A 19,011-nucleotide genomic window follows, 5' to 3' on the forward strand; every position below is an offset into this window, starting at 1 on the left:
AAAAACAAAAACGATAACAATCAAAACGTTAATAAAAGTGGTGTGACAACTCCCCCCACGCAGTTGGCGCACCGTCCCCTATACCATCCTGTGGAGAACCCTATGAGCCAGGGTATCAATAATGATATGGCCGTCAGCAAAACGCGCCGCGTAGTGAAGAATCTGCGCTGGTGGATGCTGGTCCTCTTTTTACTCGGTGTCACCGTCAACTACATCACCCGCAACTCGCTGGGTATTCTGGCCCCGGAGCTGAAAACCAGCCTTGGGATCACCACTGAACAGTACTCGTGGATTGTCGGGGCGTTCCAGATTGCCTACACCCTGTTCCAGCCACTATGCGGCTGGCTGATTGACGTGATTGGCCTCAAGCTGGGCTTTATGATCTGCGCCAGTCTGTGGGCATTGGCCTGCCTGCTGCATGCGGGAGCCGGTAACTGGGTGCATCTGGCAATGCTGCGCTTCTTTATGGGGGGCGCGGAAGCGGCGGCAACCCCAGCAAACGCCAAGACGATTGGCGAGTGGTTCCCGAAATCCGAGCGCCCGGTGGCGGCAGGATGGGCGGGCGTAGGTTTTTCTATCGGCGCAATGCTGGCGCCGCCGATTATCTACTTTGCCCACGCCTCCTTTGGCTGGCAGGGCGCATTTATGTTTACCGGCGTACTGGCCGCGGCGTGGGTGGTGCTGTGGTGGGTGTTCTACCATAACCCGGACAAACACCCGAACCTGGGCAAGGCCGAACTGGACTATATCCGCCAGGATAACGAAGCGCCGCCGGTCAAGCTGCCGTTCCTCACCGCGTTGAAAACCGTCGGCAAAAACAAACGCTTCTACGGCATCGCGATTCCCGCATTTATGGCGGAACCGGCCTGGGCCGTATTCAGCTTCTGGATGCCGCTCTACTTCGCCAAACAGTACAACATGGATCTCAAGCAGATCGCCCTATTCGCCTGGCTGCCGTTCCTCGCCGCCGACCTCGGCAGCGCCGCCAGCGGTTACTTAACCCGCCTGTATGTCCGTCTGTTTGGCTGCTCACGCGTCAACTCCACCGTGGCAAGCTCCGTGACCGGCGCGTTCCTGATGGTGTCACTCGCCGTGGTCGCACTGACCAAAGATCCTATCGTCGCCGTGGTGCTGATGTCGATTGGCGGCTTCGGCCACCAGATCATCTCCTGCATGTTGAGTGCCCTGGTGGTGGAGTCGTTCGATAAGGGCCAGATGGCAACCGTGAACGGCATGCGTGGATCCGCCGCGTGGATCGCGAGCTTCATCTTTTCCCTGATTATCGGGGTGACCGCCGACAAAATCGGCTTCAACCCGCTGTTTATCGCCATGGGCTTCTTCGACCTGATTGGCGCCATCTTCCTGGTTTCCTTTATTGCTGAACGCCGCGCAAAACGCGCCTGAGAGTGGATGTAGATATGAAAACGCTGAAAAACTGGACCCTGCAAAAACAGTCAACCCATCACGTCGAGCTGCTGGTCGACGGCCAGCACAAGCTGTGCCTGTACGTGCTGGAGGAGAATCTGTTCCGCGTGCTGTTAAAACGCAAAGGCGAGCTGGCGCTGGACCGCACCTGGAGTATCGCGCCAGCGCAGGATGTGCCGTGGGAAGGACGTGACCGTGAGGATCTCAGCGGTTTTACCCTACCGGCCTGGACGTTGAGCCAGCAGGACGACACCGTGACGGTGGCGACCGAATCCCTGCGTGCTACCGTCCACCAGCCGCTGTGGATCGAATGGCATTACCGTAACGCCGAGGGCGAGTGGCAGCCGCTGGTGAATGACCGCCCGACTAGCGCCTACCTGGTCAACGCCCACGGCGACGGCGTGGCGCACTACCAGAGCCGCCGCAAGGACGAACGTTTTTATGGCCTCGGCGATAAAGCGGGCGACCTGCAGCGCACCGGCAAACGCTATGAGATGCGCAACCTCGATGCGATGGGCTATAACGCGGTCAGCACCGACCCGCTGTACAAACATATTCCGTTTACCATCACCCGCCGCGATGACGTGAGTTTCGGGCTGTTCTACGACAACCTCAGCAGCTGCTGGCTGGACCTCGGCAACGAGATCGACAACTACCACACCGCCTACCGCCGCTGGCAGGCCGAGGCCGGGGATATCGACTACTACCTGTTCACCGGTGAACGCGTGCTCGACGTGACCAAAGCCTTCGTCCGCTTAACCGGTAAAACGCTGTTCGGGCCAAAATGGAGCCTCGGCTACAGCGGTTCCACCATGCACTACACCGACGCGCCGGACGCGCAAAATCAGTTGATGAACTTTATTCGTCTATGCGACGAACATGCGATTCCGTGCGACTCGTTCCAACTCTCTTCCGGCTATACCTCGATTAACGGCAAGCGCTACGTGTTCAACTGGAACTACGACAAGGTGCCGCAGCCGAAGGTGATGAGCCAGGCGTTCCACGACGCCGGGCTGCATCTGGCGGCGAACATCAAGCCGTGCCTGCTGCAGGATCACCCGCGCTACGGCGAAGTGGCAGAACAGGCGCTGTTTATTCGCGATTCCGAAAGCGACGGCCCGGAACGTTCCAGCTTCTGGGATGACGAAGGTTCACACCTCGACTTCACCAACCCACAGACCGTGACCTGGTGGCAGAACGGCGTCACCGGCCAGCTGCTGGAGATGGGCATCGACTCCACCTGGAACGATAACAACGAGTTTGAAGTCTGGGACGGCGAAGCGCGCTGCCACGGCTTCGGCAAAGAGATTGCCATCAAGCATATTCGTCCGGTGATGCCGCTGCTGATGATTCGTGCCTCAATGGAAGCCCAGCAGCGCTTTGCGCCGAACAAGCGCCCGTACCTGATTTCCCGCTCCGGCTGCGCCGGGATGCAGCGCTACGTGCAGACCTGGAGCGGCGATAACCGCACCAACTGGGATACCCTGCGCTACAACACCCGCATGGGGCTGGGCATGAGCCTGTCTGGCCTCTACAACCTCGGTCATGACGTCGGCGGTTTCTCCGGTGATAAACCCGATCCGGAACTGTTTGTACGCTGGGTACAAAACGGCGTGATGCACCCGCGCTTTACCATCCACTCCTGGAACGATGACCATACCGTCAACGAACCGTGGATGTACCCTGCCATCACGCCAGCCATCCGCAGCGCCATTGAACTACGCTACCGCCTGCTGCCCTACTTCTACACCCTGCTGTGGCAGGCGCACGCCGACGACGAACCGATGCTGCGCCCAACGTTCCTCGACCACGAGCACGATGAACAGACGTTTGCGGAGTGCGATGATTTCCTGCTCGGCCGCGATATTCTGGTCGCCAGCGTCGTCGAAGCAGGCGAGCGCGAGCGCCGCGTCTGGCTGCCGGATAACGAGACCGGCTGGTACGATTTTTACACCAGCGAGTGGTTCAGCGGCGGTCAGTGGATAACGGTCGATGCGCCACTGGAGAAGCTGCCGCTACTGGTACGCGCCGGGGCCGGTATCCCAATGAGCGAACGCATTACCTTTGTTAACGCCGCCGAAGATACGCAACGCGAGCTGAAGCTGTACCCGCTGAAAGGCGTGGGCAGCACGTCCGGTATGCTGTTCGAGGATGACGGCGAGTCCTGGGGATACCAGCAGGGCAACGCGCTGTGGCTGGAGTGGGAGATGGTCTGCACCGGCAGTACCATTGATCTGAAGGTCAATGCGCGCGGCGATTATCGTCCGGCATGGAAGGCGTTGAAGGTAACGCTGCCGGAAGGGGAAAAACGTCGGCTACTGATTAACGGAAAAGAAGGAAATGAATGGCAGTAATACCAGCGCCGGAGAGTCCCCGGCGTCGGCGTAAACGCCTCGGCCGGGCTACGTTTATTGTAGCCCGGCCGAGCATCGCGACGCCGGGATGGCGCCGACGAACAGATTACTCCACGCCTTTGCTGCGCAGGTAATCTTCGTAGTTGCCGCTGAAGTCCACCACGCGCTCTGGGGTAATTTCAATCACGCGGGTCGCCAGCGAGCTCACAAACTCACGGTCGTGGGAAACGAAGATCAGGGTGCCCTGATACATTTCCAGCGCCATGTTCAGTGATTCGATCGATTCCATATCCAGGTGGTTGGTTGGTTCATCCATCACCAGAATGTTTGGTTTCTGCATCATCAGCTTACCGAACAGCATACGACCCTTCTCACCACCGGACAGTACTTTCGCCGGCTTCTTGATATCGTCCTGGCTGAACAGCAGACGGCCGAGGAAGCCACGCACCACCTGCTCGTCGTCGCCTTCCTGTTTCCACTGGCTCATCCAGTCAAACACGGAGAGATCGTTATCGAAATCTTCGGCGTGATCCTGCGCGTAATAACCAATGCTGGCGTTCTCGGACCATTTTACGGTACCGCTATCCGGTGCCAGTTCACCAACCAGGGTTTTCAGCATGGTGGATTTACCGACGCCGTTGGCACCGATAATGGCGATCTTCTCGCCCACTTCCATCATCAGGTTGAAGTTTTTAAACAGCGGGCCGTTATCAAAACCTTTGGTCAGCGCTTCGACTTCCAGCGCGTTACGGAACAGTTTCTTCTCCTGTTCGAAACGGATGAACGGGTTCTGACGGCTGGAGGCTTTCACTTCGTCGAGCTTGATTTTGTCAATCTGACGGGCACGAGAGGTCGCCTGACGGGATTTAGAGGCGTTGGCGCTAAAGCGGCTAACGAACGACTGCAGGTCAGCAATCTGCGCTTTTTTCTTGGCGTTATCGGCCAGCAGACGTTCACGCGCCTGAGTCGCTGCGGTCATGTACTCGTCGTAGTTACCGGCGTACACGCGCAGTTCACCGTAGTCGAGGTCAGCCATGTGGGTGCAGACCATGTTCAGGAAGTGACGGTCGTGCGAAATGATGATCATGGTGCTGTCGCGTTCGTTCAGCGTCTGCTCCAGCCAGCGGATGGTGTCGATGTCCAGGTTGTTCGTCGGTTCATCGAGCAACAGAATGTCTGGATTAGAGAACAGCGCCTGCGCCAGCAGCACACGGAGTTTCCAACCCGGAGCCACTTCGCTCATCAGGCCGTAGTGCTGCTCCAGCGGAATGCCCACGCCCAGCAGCAGTTCGCCTGCGCGTGATTCCGCAGAGTAACCGTCCATTTCGCCGTAGAGCACTTCGAGGTCGGCCACTTTGTAGCCGTCTTCTTCGCTCATTTCCGCCAGACCATAGATGCGGTCGCGCTCTTGTTTCACTTCCCACAGCTCGCCGTGACCCATGATGACGGTGTCGAGTACGGAGTACTCTTCGAAGGCGAACTGATCCTGACGCAGCTTACCGATGCGTTCGTTCGGATCGAGGGAAACGTTGCCCAGCGTTGGCTCTAAGTCGCCGCCGAGGATTTTCATAAAGGTAGATTTGCCGCTCCCGTTTGCGCCAATCAGGCCGTAACGGTTGCCGCCGCCAAATTTCACGGAGATGTTTTCGAACAGCGGCTTACTGCCGAACTGCATGGTAACGTTGCTGGTAACTAACACGGGAGTATCCTGAAGAATGTGACAAACCGCCTATTCTGCCACAATTGGGAATAAAAAGCGCCCGCCTTCGCCAGTGACTAAACTGTAACTCAAGTGAAAAAAATGTGATTTCGTACACATCCGAATTCCCTGCGGGGAGGAATGCACATATAATGCGCTCCTACCAACAGTCTGAATTCTCAAACAACCGCTGTAATGGCACTGATACCTCGCACAACATGAACATGAAATTAACTACGCTTTTCGCTGCGGCGCTTGCTGTCGTAGGCTTCTGTAATTCGGCATCGGCGGTAACCTATCCGCTGCCAACCGATGGAAGCCGCATTGTCGGTCAGAATCAGGTCATCACCATTCCTGAAGACAATAAGCAACCGCTGGAATACTTCGCGGCCCAGTACCAGATGGGTCTGTCTAACATGCTGGAAGCTAACCCTGGCGTGGATACCTACCTGCCGAAAGGCGGTAGCGTGCTGAACATTCCTCAGCAGCTGATCCTGCCGGACACCGTGCATGAAGGTATCGTAATTAACAGCGCAGAAATGCGTCTGTACTACTATCCGAAAGGCACCAATACCGTCATCGTGCTGCCAATCGGTATCGGTCAGTTGGGCAAAGATACGCCTATCAACTGGACCACCAAGGTAGAACGTAAGAAAGCGGGCCCAACCTGGACCCCAACGGCGAAAATGCACGCTGAATATGCCGCAGCCGGTAACCCGCTGCCAGCCGTCGTTCCTGCTGGCCCGGATAACCCGATGGGTCTGTACGCGCTGTATATCGGCCGTCTGTACGCTATCCACGGCACCAACGCCAACTTCGGTATTGGACTGCGCGTAAGCCACGGCTGCGTTCGTCTGCGTAACGAAGACATCAAATTCCTGTTCCAGAACGTGCCGGTCGGTACTCGCGTACAGTTCATTGATGAGCCTGTGAAAGTGACCACCGAACCAGACGGCAGCCGCTTTATGGAAGTTCACAACCCGCTGTCTACCACCGAAGCGCAGTTTGAAGGCGGCGAAACCGTTCCGGTTGTGCTGACTAAAGCGGTGCAGAGCGTGACCAGCCAGGCTGACGTTGACCAAAGCATCGTTGACCAGGCGGTTAAAAACCGTTCCGGTATGCCAGTTCGTCTGAACTAATTGCCTGACGACATAAAAATGGCGGGTTAATCACCCGCCATTTTTTTATCCGTTATTTACTATAACTATACCGCCATGGTCGTAGCGATAGTGGCAGTGCGCGTACTCCAGCGGCGTGCCGTCATCCAGGTAGATAACCTGCTCCACCTCCAGCACCGGGTCGCCGGGCTCACAGCTTAGGTGCAGCTGATCGAGCGTATCGGGTTTAATGGCCCGCACCACCCGATACGATCCCATCATCTTCAGACCCAGGCTTTCCTGCACATAGCGAAACACCGAACTTTCGAGATGCGTTTTGCTTAACCCCGGCACCAGCGACACCGGCATCACGGTCATATCCAGCGACAGCGGCTCGCCGTTGAGCAAACGCAGACGGACAAAGTCATAGACCGGCGCATCGGCGTTAACCAGCAGTGAAGCCTGCTCTTTTTCCGTAGGAAAGCGCAGTTCAAAGCGAATGACCTGACTTTCCACGGTGCCAAGATGCTCCCAGGTTTCAGTGGCCCCGGAGTAGTCGGCGCCGGGAACGTCCCACTGGGAAAGCTGCAGGAAATTCTTACGCACAAACGTGCCCTGACCCTGACGGGTATACACCAGCCCTTCGACGATCAGCTGGCGCATGGCCTGCTGAATGGTCATCCGGCTGGTACCGAACTCCGCCGCCAGCGCAAACTGGTCGGGCAATGGTTCAGAGGCGGAATACTGCCGACTGATAATCCGTTTTTTAATTTCCCGCGCTATCGCGATGTATTTCGCCGCCATGAACCACTCCTGTTATTACATCTCTTCGCCGTTGCTATGAATCGCCTTTTTCAGCCATTCATAGCTTTTCTTCGGCACACGCTTGAGGTCTTTTAAATCGTGGTTTTCACGGTTGACGTAGACCACGCCGTAACGTTTACGCATATCGCCCTGCGAGCTCAGAATATCAATCAGTCCCCAGCCAAGATAGCCAATGACCTGCGCGCCATCTTCAAACATCGCCGCTTTCATGGCGTTGATATGGTCACGGTGATAGGCAATACGATAGTCATCTTCGATGATATGTTCGCCGTCCCAGGATTCGATCACCCCAATGCCGTTCTCAATCGGGAATACCGGCAGACGCCAGTCATTGTAATAGCGCGTAATAATACTGCGAAAACCGAGCGGGTCTATCTGCCAGTTCCACTCCGTGGCTTTCAGGTGCGGGTTTGGCGTGTCGCCAAACAGCATATAGTTGTTCACCGCCGTGCCTTCCGGAATAGCGTCGCTGTTGAGGGTACGGCTGGCGTAGTAGCTGAAGGCCATGTAATCGTTTTTCATGGTCGCCAGCACCGCCAGGTCTTCCTCGCGGTAGATGTCGTCAAAGCCGGACTGCTTAACGAAGTGTATTACTTCCGGGCTATAGCCCTCACCCGCAAAAGCGCGCAACAGGTTCTGGTTGAAGAACTCATCCAGTTGCTGGGCACAGAACACATCGCGCGGCTTACAGGTGGCCGGATAAACCTGAGCATGCGCCAGCATCCCGCCCATCAGCTTGCCCGGTTTGGTCTCGTGCAAGTAATTGGTGAGATGCGCGTGGGCCATCATCACGTGGTGCTGAATTTCATAAAGCTCGCGCAGGGTTTTGTCGCCGCGCATATAGCCGGAGATCAGGAACGTTTCCGGCATATGGTAGAGATTCTGCTCGTTAAAGGTCAGCCACCAGGTCACCTTGTCGCCGAAGCAGTCGATCACTTTTTTGCCGTAGCGGATAAACGCGTCCATCACGCGACGGTCGGTAAAGCCGTTGTATTTTTCCGCCATCGCCAGCGGCATATCGAAATGGTACAGGCAGATCATCGGCTCAATGCCGCGTTCAATCAGGGCATCGATAAAACGATCGTAGAAGGCAAGGCCCTCTTCGTTGAACTCGCCGTCGCCGGTTGGGCACACGCGACTCCAGGCAATCTGGAAGCGGTAGCAGTTCATGCCCAGGTCTTTCATTAAATCGAAATCTTCTTCATAGCGATGATAAGAATCCGTCGCCACTTTCCAATCAGAGGCGAACTCTTTCGGTTCGCGAATATCGTATACCGACATCCCCTTACCGCCTTCATTCCAGGCGCCTTCGGTCTGCATGCTGGAAACAGAGTTGCCCCAAAGGAAGTTGGCGGGCAGTGATGGTTTCATGGTTCGGCTCCTATATGACTAGTCATTTAAATTTCATGACTAGTCATATAACGCAAAGAAGAAAAAGCGCGCAACCCTGAAGATCGTTTTTTGTGAGTCGGAGAGGTTTTTTCCCGGCGGCGCTTCAAATGTAGCCCGGCCAAGCGAAGCGCCGCCGGGGAAAGATCAGCGGAGGATCAACAGCAACCCATACCCCACCGCCGCCGCCCATAGCAGCATCGGAATAGAGTACAGGTGGAAGCGCCACCAGATGCGTCGGTCCGCCGCCATACGCAGGGCAATCAGGTTCGCCAGCGAGCCGGGCAGCAACCCGAAGCCACCGACGTTTACCGCCCATGCCAGCAGCAGCGACGGCGGCACGTAGTTGAGCAGCAGGATGGTTGATGGGACGTTACTGATAACCTGTGACAGCCCAATCGCCGTAAGCCAGAGCGGCGCATCAGACAACCCGCTCACCCCGCTCAACACCTGATACAGCGCGGGAAGTTGGGTCAGCAGGTGTACGTCGATAAACATCGCCATAAACACCAGCAGCAGCGTCCAGTCCACACCGAACACGACGCGTCGCGCCAGGATCAAAAATCCGGCGGCCACGATCGCTAAACCCCATAGCTCCTGCTTTATTTCGAGTGCGGTCAGAAAGACAAGGTAGAACACCAGGCAGCTCCACACCAGGCGCGGCTGCCAGGTCGGTGTGATATCACTGCTCTGAAACTGCAGCTTTTTCGCCGGGAAGCAACACCAGCACAGCGCCAGCAGCGTAGCCATCATCGCCAGCGCCAATGGCAGCATTTGCAGGGTAAACGCCGGGAACGACAGGCCAGAACGCCCCCACAACAGGATGTTCTGCGGGTTACCAATAGGCGTTAGCAGCGACCCGGCGTTGACCGCCAGCGCTTCGAAAATAATCAGCCGATTAATCGGCAACGCACACCATTTTTTCAGCGTTAAGGTCAGCGGCACCACGATAAACAGCGCCACGTCGTTGGTGAGAAACGTTGAGAGCAGCGCCGCCGCCAGCACCATAAACAGCGCCAGCTGCCGCTCGGAGGCGAAGCGACGCGCCATTTTGCGCCCGAGGACATCAAAATAACCGCTCTGTTCTACCCCTTTGGTCAGCAGCATCAGGCCGCTCAGGGTAATGATGGTGTGCCAATCAATGGCCGCAGGCCAGCGTGATGGCGTGAAGGGCACGAAAAAGCTCAGCAGTATGCCGACGATAATCAGCAGATGCAGAAAACGGTCGCGGGCGAGCGACCGTATAAAAGGGAGGTTCATTCCACGTATTGCCCGTGTTTCTGGGTAAACTGGCGGAACATGTCCAGCGTCTCTTCGCTGACATGGTGTTCAATGCCTTCCGCGTCGCGGCGGGCGGTGTCGGCGCTGACGCCCAGCACCAGCAGGAAGTTCTCCACCACCTGATGACGCTCGCGGCTCTCCTGCGCCAGTTTTTCTCCTTCCGGCGTCAGGAATACACCACGCCATGGGATCTGTTCAATCAGCCCTACGCCAGCAAGACGTTTAAGCATTTTAGCCACCGTCGGCTGCGAGACGCCAAGACGGGCGGCCATATCCACCTGTCGCGCTTCCCCTACTTCGCGGATTAAATCAGAAATTAGCTCAACATAGTCATCAATCAGCTCCCGGCGATGCGCTTCACGCACCTGACGGAACCCTTCGACGTGCTCTTCAACGTTAACCAGCTGCGTCGCTTTTTTTGTTGTTGGCGTACCTGCGCGGCGGCTCATAACACTTCCTCATCTGCGTGACGCCTGAACGCGTCATATCAAGTGAGCCCATTGTAATGGATTGTGACCCAAGCACAAAAATTTAACGTTTTAGCCATAGCTATAAAATATAGCCTGTGCTATATCTGTATGTAATGCAAACGCTCATCACGGATTGACGGGCCAAATCGCAGGAGGAACCATGAACGAATTCAAGAGGTGTATCAGCGTGTTTAGTCATTCTCCTTTTAAAGTCCGGTTAATGTTGATCGGTATGCTGTGCGACCTGTTCAACAATAAACCGCAGCAGGACTCTCAGTCCCACTAAGCGGCGAGCGCATCGCCGCTTCATCTTTCCGTCACAATTCGGTGGCAAGCTACTCTATTTCGCCCAAAAACCCCGGTTATTTTCTGGTTTTGCAATCTCCCTCCCAAAACAATTCGTTATCAGTAGTTGACCCGATAATAAGCTCGCTTTATCTTTGCGCAGCCCTGAACTTTGCTTCCCCCTCGTTACGCATTGTCTGGCCAATAAAGACCCCTTGACGCCAGGGGATGCGCATGGCGTTTTTATAGTTGCTATCTATGAACCTAACCCTGAAAGAAACCCTCGCTGCACGTGGGCTTGCCCTGAGCCCGTGGACGGGATTTTATTTTTTACAATCGATCCTGATTAACCTGGCGCTGGGTTACTCCTTCACGCGACTTGCTGACTGCGGGTGGGATCTCATGTACGCCGTAGCCTTTACGTGTGTATTACATTTGCTCTGGCGAACAGCACCCACAGTTCAAAGGGTGATGCTAGGGGTATACTCACTCGTCGCCGCGCTCTATTTTCCCTTTAGCCAGGCCTACGGCGCGCCGAACTTCAACACCCTGCTGGCGCTGCACTCCACCAACGTCGAAGAGTCGACGGAAATCTTCACCATCTTCCCGTGGTACAGCTACCTCGTTGGCCTGTTTATTTTCGCACTCGGGGTCATTGCCGTTCGTCGCAAAGTCACGGATAAAAAGCGTTGGGGCGTGATGGAAACGCTGTGCCTGGTGTTCTGCATCGGCGTGTTCTTCGTCCAGCCGATTCAAAACCAGATGACCGGTTGGGGCTTTAAACTGAGAGATAGCGGCTACCCAGCCTTCCGCTTCGTTAAAGACATTATTGTGAACAACAACGAGGTGATTGACGAGCAGCAGCGCATGGCTGAGCTTTCCAATATGAAAGACACCTGGAACGTGCTCGCCGTGAAGCCGAAATATCACACCTACGTGGTGGTGATTGGCGAAAGCGCGCGCCGTGATGCGCTGGGTGCATTTGGCGGCCATTGGGACAACACACCGTTTGCCAGTTCAGTAAACGGCAACCTGTTCACCAACTATATTGCTGCCAGCGGCTCAACGCAGAAATCGCTGGGGCTGACCCTGAACCGCGTGGTGGATGGTAAACCGTTGTACCAGGATAACTTCGTCACCCTCGCCAACCGCGCGGGCTTCCAAACCTGGTGGTTCTCCAACCAGGGGCAGATTGGCGAATACGATACAGCGATTGCCAGTATCGCCAAACGCGCCGATGAGGTGCACTTCCTGAAAAACGGTGATTTCGAAGCGGACAAAAATACCCGCGATGAAGCGCTGCTGAAAATGACCGCGCAGGTTCTGTCGACCGCCCGCAGCCAGCCGCAGCTGATTGTGTTGCACCTGATGGGCTCACACCCGCAGGCCTGCGACCGCACCCAGGGCAAATATGCGCAGTTTGTGCAGTCAAAAGAAACATCATGCTACCTCTACACTATGACGCAAACCGACAGCTTGCTTAGCCAACTGTACGATCAGCTGCGTCGCAATACCGACAGCTTCTCGATGGTCTATTTCTCTGACCACGGGCTGGCGTTTAAAGAACGCGGTAAAGCGGTGCAGTATCTGGCGCATGATGATAAGTACCAGCAAAACTTCCAGGTGCCGTTTATGGTGCTGTCCAGTGATGACAAAAAGCACAACGTCATCAAGGCGCGCCGTTCCGCTAACGACTTCCTGAGCTTCTTCTCGCAGTGGACGGGGATCCAGACCCAGGAGATCGTGCCGAAGTACCGCTTTGTCTCCTCGCAGAAAGCGGGAAAGGTCTACATCACCAACTTCCAGTTACAAAAAGTGGATTACGACACGCTGAAAACCGATCTGTTTGATCCCAAAAGCTAATTCGTTCCTTCCCTGATCTTGCTATCCGCCCGCCGTGAAGTCCTGCGGGCGGATAGCAAACCCGCCAGACTCTGCATTACTATACTGTTCTCAACTCCTCTCACCGCGAGCCTGATGATGATCGCACAACGTCTTACGCGCGACTGGCGTATTCCTACCGCCGGACTAATGTTGTTGCTCTTACTCGCTACCGCATTCAGTCTGCACACTCACTGGAACGCCTTTATCCAGTGGTGTCTGGCGACGCAAATCACCCTGCACCGCTATCTGGTGATGTATTTGCTGCAGCTCAATAACCACGAATACAGCGGCGGGTTATGGCTGTTAACCGGCGCATTTTTTTATGGCGTGCTGCACGCCGTTGGGCCTGGACACGGCAAGTTTATTGTCACCACCTATCTCAGCACCAACCATGAAAGCCTGGTGGCCGCCCGCGTGGTGCCCTTTATCGGCAGCCTGATGCAGGGCATCAGCGCGATTCTGTTTGTCTTTATTCTGGCGGTGGGCTTTAACCTGGCCTCCGGCGATCTCAGCACCAGCCGTTGGTACGTTGAGAAAATCAGCGCGGTCATGATTGGCGCATTTGGGCTGTTCGTTATCTATCAGGCGCTGAAAAGCCTGCGCCCGCGCAAAATGACAATCTCATCGCTCAAACCATTGCACCAGCACGATGAACAGTGTGGCTGCGGGCACCACGGCGTGGGAGCCGCGCTGACAAAAAGTGACTGGAAAACCCGTCTGGGGGTGATTCTGGCGATCGGCGCTCGACCATGCAGCGGCGCCATTATGATTCTGATGTTCGCCAATGCGCTTGGTATTGTCAGTTGGGGGATTGCGGCAGTGATGACAATGGCCTTCGGTACAGCACTGTCCATTCTTGGGCTATCGCTTGCCGTACGCTATGCACGCGAACGAACGGTCGCCTTTTTTGGCGGCGCGACGGGGCAGAGTTGGGTAATGCCAGCGATTAAAGTGGCCGGAGGGGTGATGCTGATTCTCTTTGCGACCGTGCTATTTTTAACGGTCATTCCTATCAGCGCTAACGGGGATTACATCGCAGCAGGCTGCTAGTCTGCGGTACAACAGGCATAAAAAAAGGGGTCATCAAGACCCCTTTTTTACATCACCGAAGTGATTAGAAGCGGTAACCTGCACCCACGATCCAGGTACCTACGTCAACGCTACGAATGCGAGACTGCTCGTAGGATACGTCCAGAGCGACGTTCTCGATCGGGTTGAACTGCAGACCAGCACCGTAAGAGAAACCGTAGTCGCTGGTGCTGTTGTTGTTTTCTGGGAACTGGTTGTACTGTGCTTTACCGTAACCAACACCGACTACGCCGTAGATGCTCGCCCAGTCGTTGATGCGGTAAGCAGGACCAGCAGTGATGCCGTAGTACTGACCTTTGGTGTAGAAGTCGTTCTGAGTGTCGCTCTTAGACGTGTAGGTGAAGGAGCCGATCACACCCAGTGGGCTGTTGTCTGCTTCGTAGCGGTATTTCAGGTTGAAACCGCCCGCTTTGTTAGCAACGCCCTGCATATCGCTCTGAGCGTAACCACCAGTAACGGTAGAAGTTGCAGCTACGGCAGTACCTGCGGAGATAGCCAGTACAGCGGCCAGTGCTGAAAGACATGCAATTTTTTTCATAACCACCTCAAATGTGCTTCTAATAAATCCTAAGTTTTAAATATATCAAAAATTGTTAAGAAACTCTTTCGGCCTAATGCTGTCTAAGGGCATTTATGATGTAAAACTTTGTTTCCATGCATCACTATCCCTTTCATTAACCACACGTTTTTACCTTAAGTCTTATCTCTACGTCGGTAAAATCCAGGTTAATTTTTCCAGATTATTCCTGGTTTGATCGGCCAAAATGTCCTCAACTGAAGAAATTCTACCCCTTCCATGACGCTTTTTTTTCAACAATCCCTCAACCGTAGCCGACTATTTCAATTACACTGCCGGTTTTACCTCTTTTGACAAAAGCTGACAGGAAGAAGATGCCCGGCACACCCCGCAAGGTACCATCATGGTTACCCATACTCGTTATTCTTATCTCAATGGTCTCTATCCAGAGCGGTGCTTCGCTGGCTAAATCATTGTTTCCGCTGATCGGTGCTCCCGGCGTTACCGCGCTGCGTCTGGCCTTAGGCACATTAATTCTCGTCGTAGTGTTTAAGCCCTGGCGACTGCGCTTTGCCAAAGAACAGCGACTGCCGCTGCTCTTTTATGGCCTTTCGCTTGGCGCCATGAACTACCTCTTCTATCTATCTTTGCAGCGCATTCCGCTGGGTATCGCGGTGGCGCTGGAGTTTACCGGCCCGCTGGCGGTGGCACTCTTTTCCTCGCGCCGCCCGGTCGACTTTATCTGGGTGATTCTGGCGGTCGCCGGTCTGTGGTTCCTGCTACCGCTGGGCCAGGATGTGGCGCACGTCGATTTAACCGGCGCACTGCTGGCGCTGGGTGCCGGTGCGGGCTGGGCGGTGTATATTCTGAGCGGGCGACGTGCCGGTGAAGAGCATGGCCCGGCAACGGTGGCCATGGGCTCGCTGATTGCGGCCATCGTGTTTGTACCGCTGGGGGCTTTTCAGGCAACGGACGCGCTGTGGCATTGGTCGATATTACCGCTGGGGCTTGCCATTGCCGTGCTCTCTACCGCACTGCCCTACTCGCTGGAGATGATTGCCCTGACGCGTTTACCTACCCGCACCTTCGGGACACTGATGAGCATGGAACCGGCGCTGGCCGCCCTCTCCGGGATGGTTTTTCTGGGCGAGCTGCTGACCTTCAGTCAGACGTTGGCGCTGGGCGCCATTATTATTGCCTCGATGGGCTCAACGCTGACCATGCGACAGGAAAGTAAAATTAAAGAGGTCGATGTCGGCTAGGTTTTTATATTATGCATAGTGCACGCCACTATGCATAATAACCCCGAGCAATTGCATAACTTTTTATTTCATAGCAATAAAATAGCCGCAAAAATATTATCGCCTGACCATTAAAATAATAAGCCATTGTTTTAAAACAAAAATACCCAACCTATCATCATCACTATCAAACCTATAGGCAGAATCAGAAAATACCGTTTCGGTGACGGTGCTATACTTGTTTTCGTTAATTCATGAGGACGCAGATACACACAACTTTATAGGTGTATCAGATCAAGAGGATATATGATTATGAGTACTGCAAAACTGGTTAAAACGAAAAATGCCCATCTGCTCTATACGCGTAACGATGTTCCGGATAGCGAAAAACAGGCGACCGTTGCGTTACTCAATCGTCAGGTTCTGCAGTTTATCGATCTGTCATTGATTACCAAACAGGCACACTGGAACATGCGTGGCGCCAACTTTATCGCCGTTCATGAAATGCTCGACGGCTTCCGTACCTCGTTGACCGATCATCTGGACACCATGGCAGAACGCGCCGTGCAGCTTGGCGGTATTGCGCTTGGTACCACTCAGGTTATCAACGCCCAGACTCCGCTGAAAAGCTATCCGCTGGATATCACCAGCGTGCAGGATCACCTGAAAGCGCTGGCCGAACGTTATGCCATCGTGGCTAACGACGTGCGTAAAGCTATTAGCGAGGCAAAAGATGAAGATACGGCGGACATTTTCACCGCTGCATCTCGCGATCTTGATAAATTCCTGTGGTTCATCGAAGCGAATATTGAATAACCTTAAGTAAAACCGGTCTCCTTCCCGTCGCCCGACGGGAAGGCTTTCGCACCAAAAAAGTGCATCATAACGGTTATAAACCCCGCCAAAGTAAATCAATTGTAATAATCACCTCGCACAATCGTTAATAAAAGATTGTTTTCTCCCCTGCGTTTGCGCTAAAAATCACCATACTTAACAACATCTTTTTCACGCACTACTTTGGTGCCCCTTTATGGTGCATATGGACATTTATCCTGCCGAAATTGTGCAAAGCCAAAAGCATTATTTGTTGATAAACAATGAATTGTAATGTTGGCACGATTTTTTCATATACCGATTGTTCTCGCTGGGGATCGCCCCGTGGATATAAAAGGAAATGCTATGAAGTCTATGTTTAAAGTTTCACTGGCTGCACTCACCCTGGCTTTTGCAGTTTCTTCTCATGCTGCAGACAAGCAACTGGTTGTGGCAACGGACACGGCGTTCGTTCCGTTTGAATTCAAACAAGGCGACAAGTACGTCGGCTTTGATATCGATCTGTGGGCCGCGATTGCGAAAGAACTGAAGCTGGATTACACCCTGAAGCCAATGGACTTTAGCGGCATTATCCCAGCGCTGCAGACCAAAAATATCGACCTGGCGCTGGCAGGCATTACCATTACCGACGAACGTAAAAAAGCGGTCGACTTCTCCGACGGCTACTACAAAAGCGGCCTGCTGGTGATGGTGAAAGCCAACAACAACGACATTAAAAGCGTGAAAGATCTCGACGGCAAAGTGGTTGCCGTGAAGAGCGGTACCGGTTCTGTTGATTACGCGAAAGCCAACATCAAAACCAAAGACCTGCGTCAGTTCCCGAACATCGATAACGCGTACATGGAATTAGGCACCAACCGTGCTGACGCGGTGCTGCACGATACGCCAAACATTCTCTACTTCATCAAAACTGCCGGTAACGGTCAGTTCAAAGCGGTAGGCGAATCTCTGGAAGCGCAGCAGTACGGTATTGCGTTCTCTAAAGGCAACGACGAGCTGCGCACCAAAGTTAACGGCGCGCTGAAAACGCTGCGCGAGAACGGCACCTATAACGAAATCTACAAAAAATGGTTCGGCACTGAACCTAAATAAACCCACCTGACTTATCAGGTTCTGTAACGCCCGGTGGCGCTTGCGCTTACCGGGCCTACAATTTTAGTCAGCACACGTTGACTCATTTTTTATTTTCACCACGGTATACAGGAATACATCATGCAGTTTGACTGGAGCGTCATCTGGCCAGCCATTCCAATTTTGTTGGACGGCGCCAAAATGACTCTGTGGATTTCGATCCTCGGCCTGGCGGGCGGTATTATTATCGGTCTGCTGGCGGGCCTGGCCCGCACCTACGGCGGCTGGATTGCTAACCACATTGCCCTCGTATTCATTGAAGTGATCCGCGGTACGCCGATCGTCGTGCAGGTGATGTATATCTACTTCGCCCTGCCGATGGCCTTCCCGGATATTCGCATCGACACGTTCACCGCAGCGGTGATCACCATCATGATCAACTCCGGCGCCTACATTGCCGAAATCACCCGTGGCTCGGTGCTGTCGATCCATAAAGGTTTCAGCGAAGCCGGTCTCGCGCTCGGTCTTTCCCGTCGCGAAACCATTCGTCACGTGATTATGCCGCTGGCCCTGCGCCGCATGCTGCCCGCGCTCGGCAACCAGCTCATCATCAGCATCAAAGATACCTCGCTGTTTATCGTTATCGGTGCCGCTGAGCTGACCCGCAGCGGTCAGGAAATTATCGCCGGGAACTTCCGCGCACTGGAAATCTGGACCGCTGTTGGCGTTATCTACCTCATTATCACGCAGGTACTCAACATCGTTCTCCGCGTTCTTGAAAGAAGGATGAAAATCCTGTGATTGAATTTAAAAACGTCTCTAAGCACTTTGGGCAAACCCAGGTGCTGCATAACATCGATCTCAACGTCAAGCAGGGTGAAGTCGTGGTGATTATCGGGCCATCCGGTTCCGGTAAATCGACGCTGCTGCGCTGCATTAACAAGCTGGAAGAGATAACCAGCGGTGACCTGATCGTCGATGGTCTGAAGGTCAACGACCCGAAAGTGGACGAACGCCTGATCCGCCAGGAAGCGGGTATGGTGTTCCAGCAGTTTTATCTGTTCCCGCACCTGACGGCGCTGGAAAATGTGATGTTTGGCCCAACCCGCGTGCGTGGTCTTAATAAAGCCGCCGCGGAGACGCTGGCCAAAGATCTGCTGGCGAAGGTCGGCCTTGCCGAGCGCGCCCATCACTACCCTTCTGAGCTGTCCGGCGGCCAGCAACAGCGCGTGGCGATTGCCCGTGCGCTGGCGGTGAAACCGAAGATGATGCTGTTTGATGAGCCTACATCGGCGCTCGACCCGGAACTGCGCCACGAAGTGCTGAAGGTGATGCAGGATCTGGCGGAAGAAGGCATGACGATGGTCATCGTGACCCATGAAATCGGTTTTGCCGAGAAAGTGGCGTCTCGCCTGATCTTTATTGATAAAGGCCGGATTGCCGAGGATGGCAACCCGCAGGAGCTGGTGAAGAATCCACCAAGCCAGCGTCTGCAAGAGTTCCTGCAGCACGTCTCCTGATGCTAACGCCGTTTATTCCCTTGGGATAAA

The 19,011-nt window shown here is 54.5% G+C and carries 17 protein-coding genes; 11 read left to right on the plus strand and 6 right to left on the minus strand.

The window, feature by feature from the left end:
- Positions 1 to 102 precede the first annotated feature (102 nt).
- Positions 103 to 1,404, plus strand: coding sequence for an MFS transporter (locus V6944_RS19310; RefSeq protein ID WP_333500128.1), 1,302 nt, complete (start codon positions 103 to 105; stop codon positions 1,402 to 1,404).
- A 14-nt stretch (positions 1,405 to 1,418) separates the two neighbouring features.
- Complete coding sequence (locus V6944_RS19315; RefSeq protein ID WP_333500129.1) at positions 1,419 to 3,779, plus strand: glycoside hydrolase family 31 protein; 2,361 nt, start codon at positions 1,419 to 1,421, stop codon at positions 3,777 to 3,779.
- A 106-nt stretch (positions 3,780 to 3,885) separates the two neighbouring features.
- Here the strand turns inward: V6944_RS19315 and V6944_RS19320 are convergent, their stop codons facing one another.
- On the minus strand, positions 3,886 to 5,478 hold the full coding sequence (locus tag V6944_RS19320) for an ABC-F family ATPase (protein ID WP_185666678.1): 1,593 nt from the start codon (positions 5,476 to 5,478) through the stop codon (positions 3,886 to 3,888).
- Between the two features lie 218 nt (positions 5,479 to 5,696).
- Between V6944_RS19320 and ldtB the strand changes: the two genes are divergently transcribed.
- Positions 5,697 to 6,617: a L,D-transpeptidase gene (ldtB, locus tag V6944_RS19325; RefSeq protein ID WP_220438663.1), complete on the plus strand. Its 921-nt coding sequence runs from the start codon at positions 5,697 to 5,699 to the stop codon at positions 6,615 to 6,617.
- A 45-nt stretch (positions 6,618 to 6,662) separates the two neighbouring features.
- On the opposite strand, the gene V6944_RS19330 is transcribed toward ldtB, so the two are convergent.
- The 4 genes from V6944_RS19330 to mntR form a co-directional block, all read right to left on the minus strand.
- Positions 6,663 to 7,379: a GntR family transcriptional regulator gene (locus tag V6944_RS19330; RefSeq protein WP_333500130.1), complete on the minus strand. Its 717-nt coding sequence runs from the start codon at positions 7,377 to 7,379 to the stop codon at positions 6,663 to 6,665.
- A gap of 15 nt (positions 7,380 to 7,394) precedes the next feature.
- Positions 7,395 to 8,771: a glycoside hydrolase family 1 protein gene (locus V6944_RS19335; RefSeq protein ID WP_333500131.1), complete on the minus strand. Its 1,377-nt coding sequence runs from the start codon at positions 8,769 to 8,771 to the stop codon at positions 7,395 to 7,397.
- 165 nt (positions 8,772 to 8,936) lie between these two features.
- A complete protein-coding gene (locus V6944_RS19340; RefSeq protein WP_333500132.1) occupies positions 8,937 to 10,049 on the minus strand; it encodes an anion transporter in 1,113 nt (370 codons plus the stop codon).
- Positions 10,046 to 10,519, minus strand: a complete 474-nt coding sequence (mntR, locus tag V6944_RS19345) for a manganese-binding transcriptional regulator MntR (protein ID WP_185666682.1) — start codon at positions 10,517 to 10,519, stop codon at positions 10,046 to 10,048. Before mntR ends, V6944_RS19340 begins: the two co-directional genes overlap by 4 nt.
- A gap of 181 nt (positions 10,520 to 10,700) precedes the next feature.
- Between mntR and mntS the strand changes: the two genes are divergently transcribed.
- The 3 genes from mntS (at position 10,701) to V6944_RS19360 (ending at position 13,759) form a co-directional block, all read left to right on the plus strand.
- Complete coding sequence (mntS, locus tag V6944_RS19350) at positions 10,701 to 10,826, plus strand: manganase accumulation protein MntS (RefSeq protein ID WP_333495866.1); 126 nt, start codon at positions 10,701 to 10,703, stop codon at positions 10,824 to 10,826.
- A 257-nt stretch (positions 10,827 to 11,083) separates the two neighbouring features.
- A complete protein-coding gene (locus V6944_RS19355; RefSeq protein ID WP_333500133.1) occupies positions 11,084 to 12,688 on the plus strand; it encodes a phosphoethanolamine transferase in 1,605 nt (534 codons plus the stop codon).
- Positions 12,689 to 12,805: 117 nt separating this feature from the next.
- Positions 12,806 to 13,759, plus strand: a complete 954-nt coding sequence (locus V6944_RS19360; protein ID WP_333500175.1) for a nickel/cobalt transporter — start codon at positions 12,806 to 12,808, stop codon at positions 13,757 to 13,759.
- 64 nt (positions 13,760 to 13,823) lie between these two features.
- Here V6944_RS19360 and ompX read toward each other — a convergent pair whose 3' ends face one another.
- On the minus strand, positions 13,824 to 14,336 hold the full coding sequence (gene ompX, locus V6944_RS19365; protein WP_333500134.1) for an outer membrane protein OmpX: 513 nt from the start codon (positions 14,334 to 14,336) through the stop codon (positions 13,824 to 13,826).
- Between the two features lie 353 nt (positions 14,337 to 14,689).
- Here ompX and rhtA point away from each other — a divergent pair, with 353 nt between their 5' ends.
- The 5 genes from rhtA (at position 14,690) to glnQ (ending at position 18,981) form a co-directional block, all read left to right on the plus strand.
- Positions 14,690 to 15,577 carry a threonine/homoserine exporter RhtA gene (gene rhtA, locus V6944_RS19370; protein WP_333500135.1) on the plus strand — a complete coding sequence of 296 codons (888 nt, stop codon included), beginning with the start codon at positions 14,690 to 14,692 and terminating at the stop codon, positions 15,575 to 15,577.
- A 291-nt stretch (positions 15,578 to 15,868) separates the two neighbouring features.
- Entirely contained in the window at positions 15,869 to 16,372 is a 504-nt protein-coding gene (dps, locus tag V6944_RS19375; RefSeq protein WP_333500136.1) for a DNA starvation/stationary phase protection protein Dps, read from the plus strand.
- 363 nt (positions 16,373 to 16,735) lie between these two features.
- A complete protein-coding gene (glnH, locus tag V6944_RS19380; RefSeq protein ID WP_185666687.1) occupies positions 16,736 to 17,482 on the plus strand; it encodes a glutamine ABC transporter substrate-binding protein GlnH in 747 nt (248 codons plus the stop codon).
- A gap of 120 nt (positions 17,483 to 17,602) precedes the next feature.
- Entirely contained in the window at positions 17,603 to 18,262 is a 660-nt protein-coding gene (gene glnP, locus V6944_RS19385) for a glutamine ABC transporter permease GlnP (RefSeq protein WP_185666688.1), read from the plus strand.
- Positions 18,259 to 18,981, plus strand: coding sequence for a glutamine ABC transporter ATP-binding protein GlnQ (gene glnQ / locus V6944_RS19390; protein ID WP_185666689.1), 723 nt, complete (start codon positions 18,259 to 18,261; stop codon positions 18,979 to 18,981). Before glnP ends, glnQ begins: the two co-directional genes overlap by 4 nt.
- The last annotated feature ends 30 nt before the right edge of the window (positions 18,982 to 19,011 follow it).

It is taken from the genome of Kluyvera sp. CHPC 1.2972, from assembly GCF_036759925.1.
In the GTDB taxonomy this organism is placed as follows: Bacteria; Pseudomonadota; Gammaproteobacteria; order Enterobacterales; family Enterobacteriaceae; genus Kluyvera.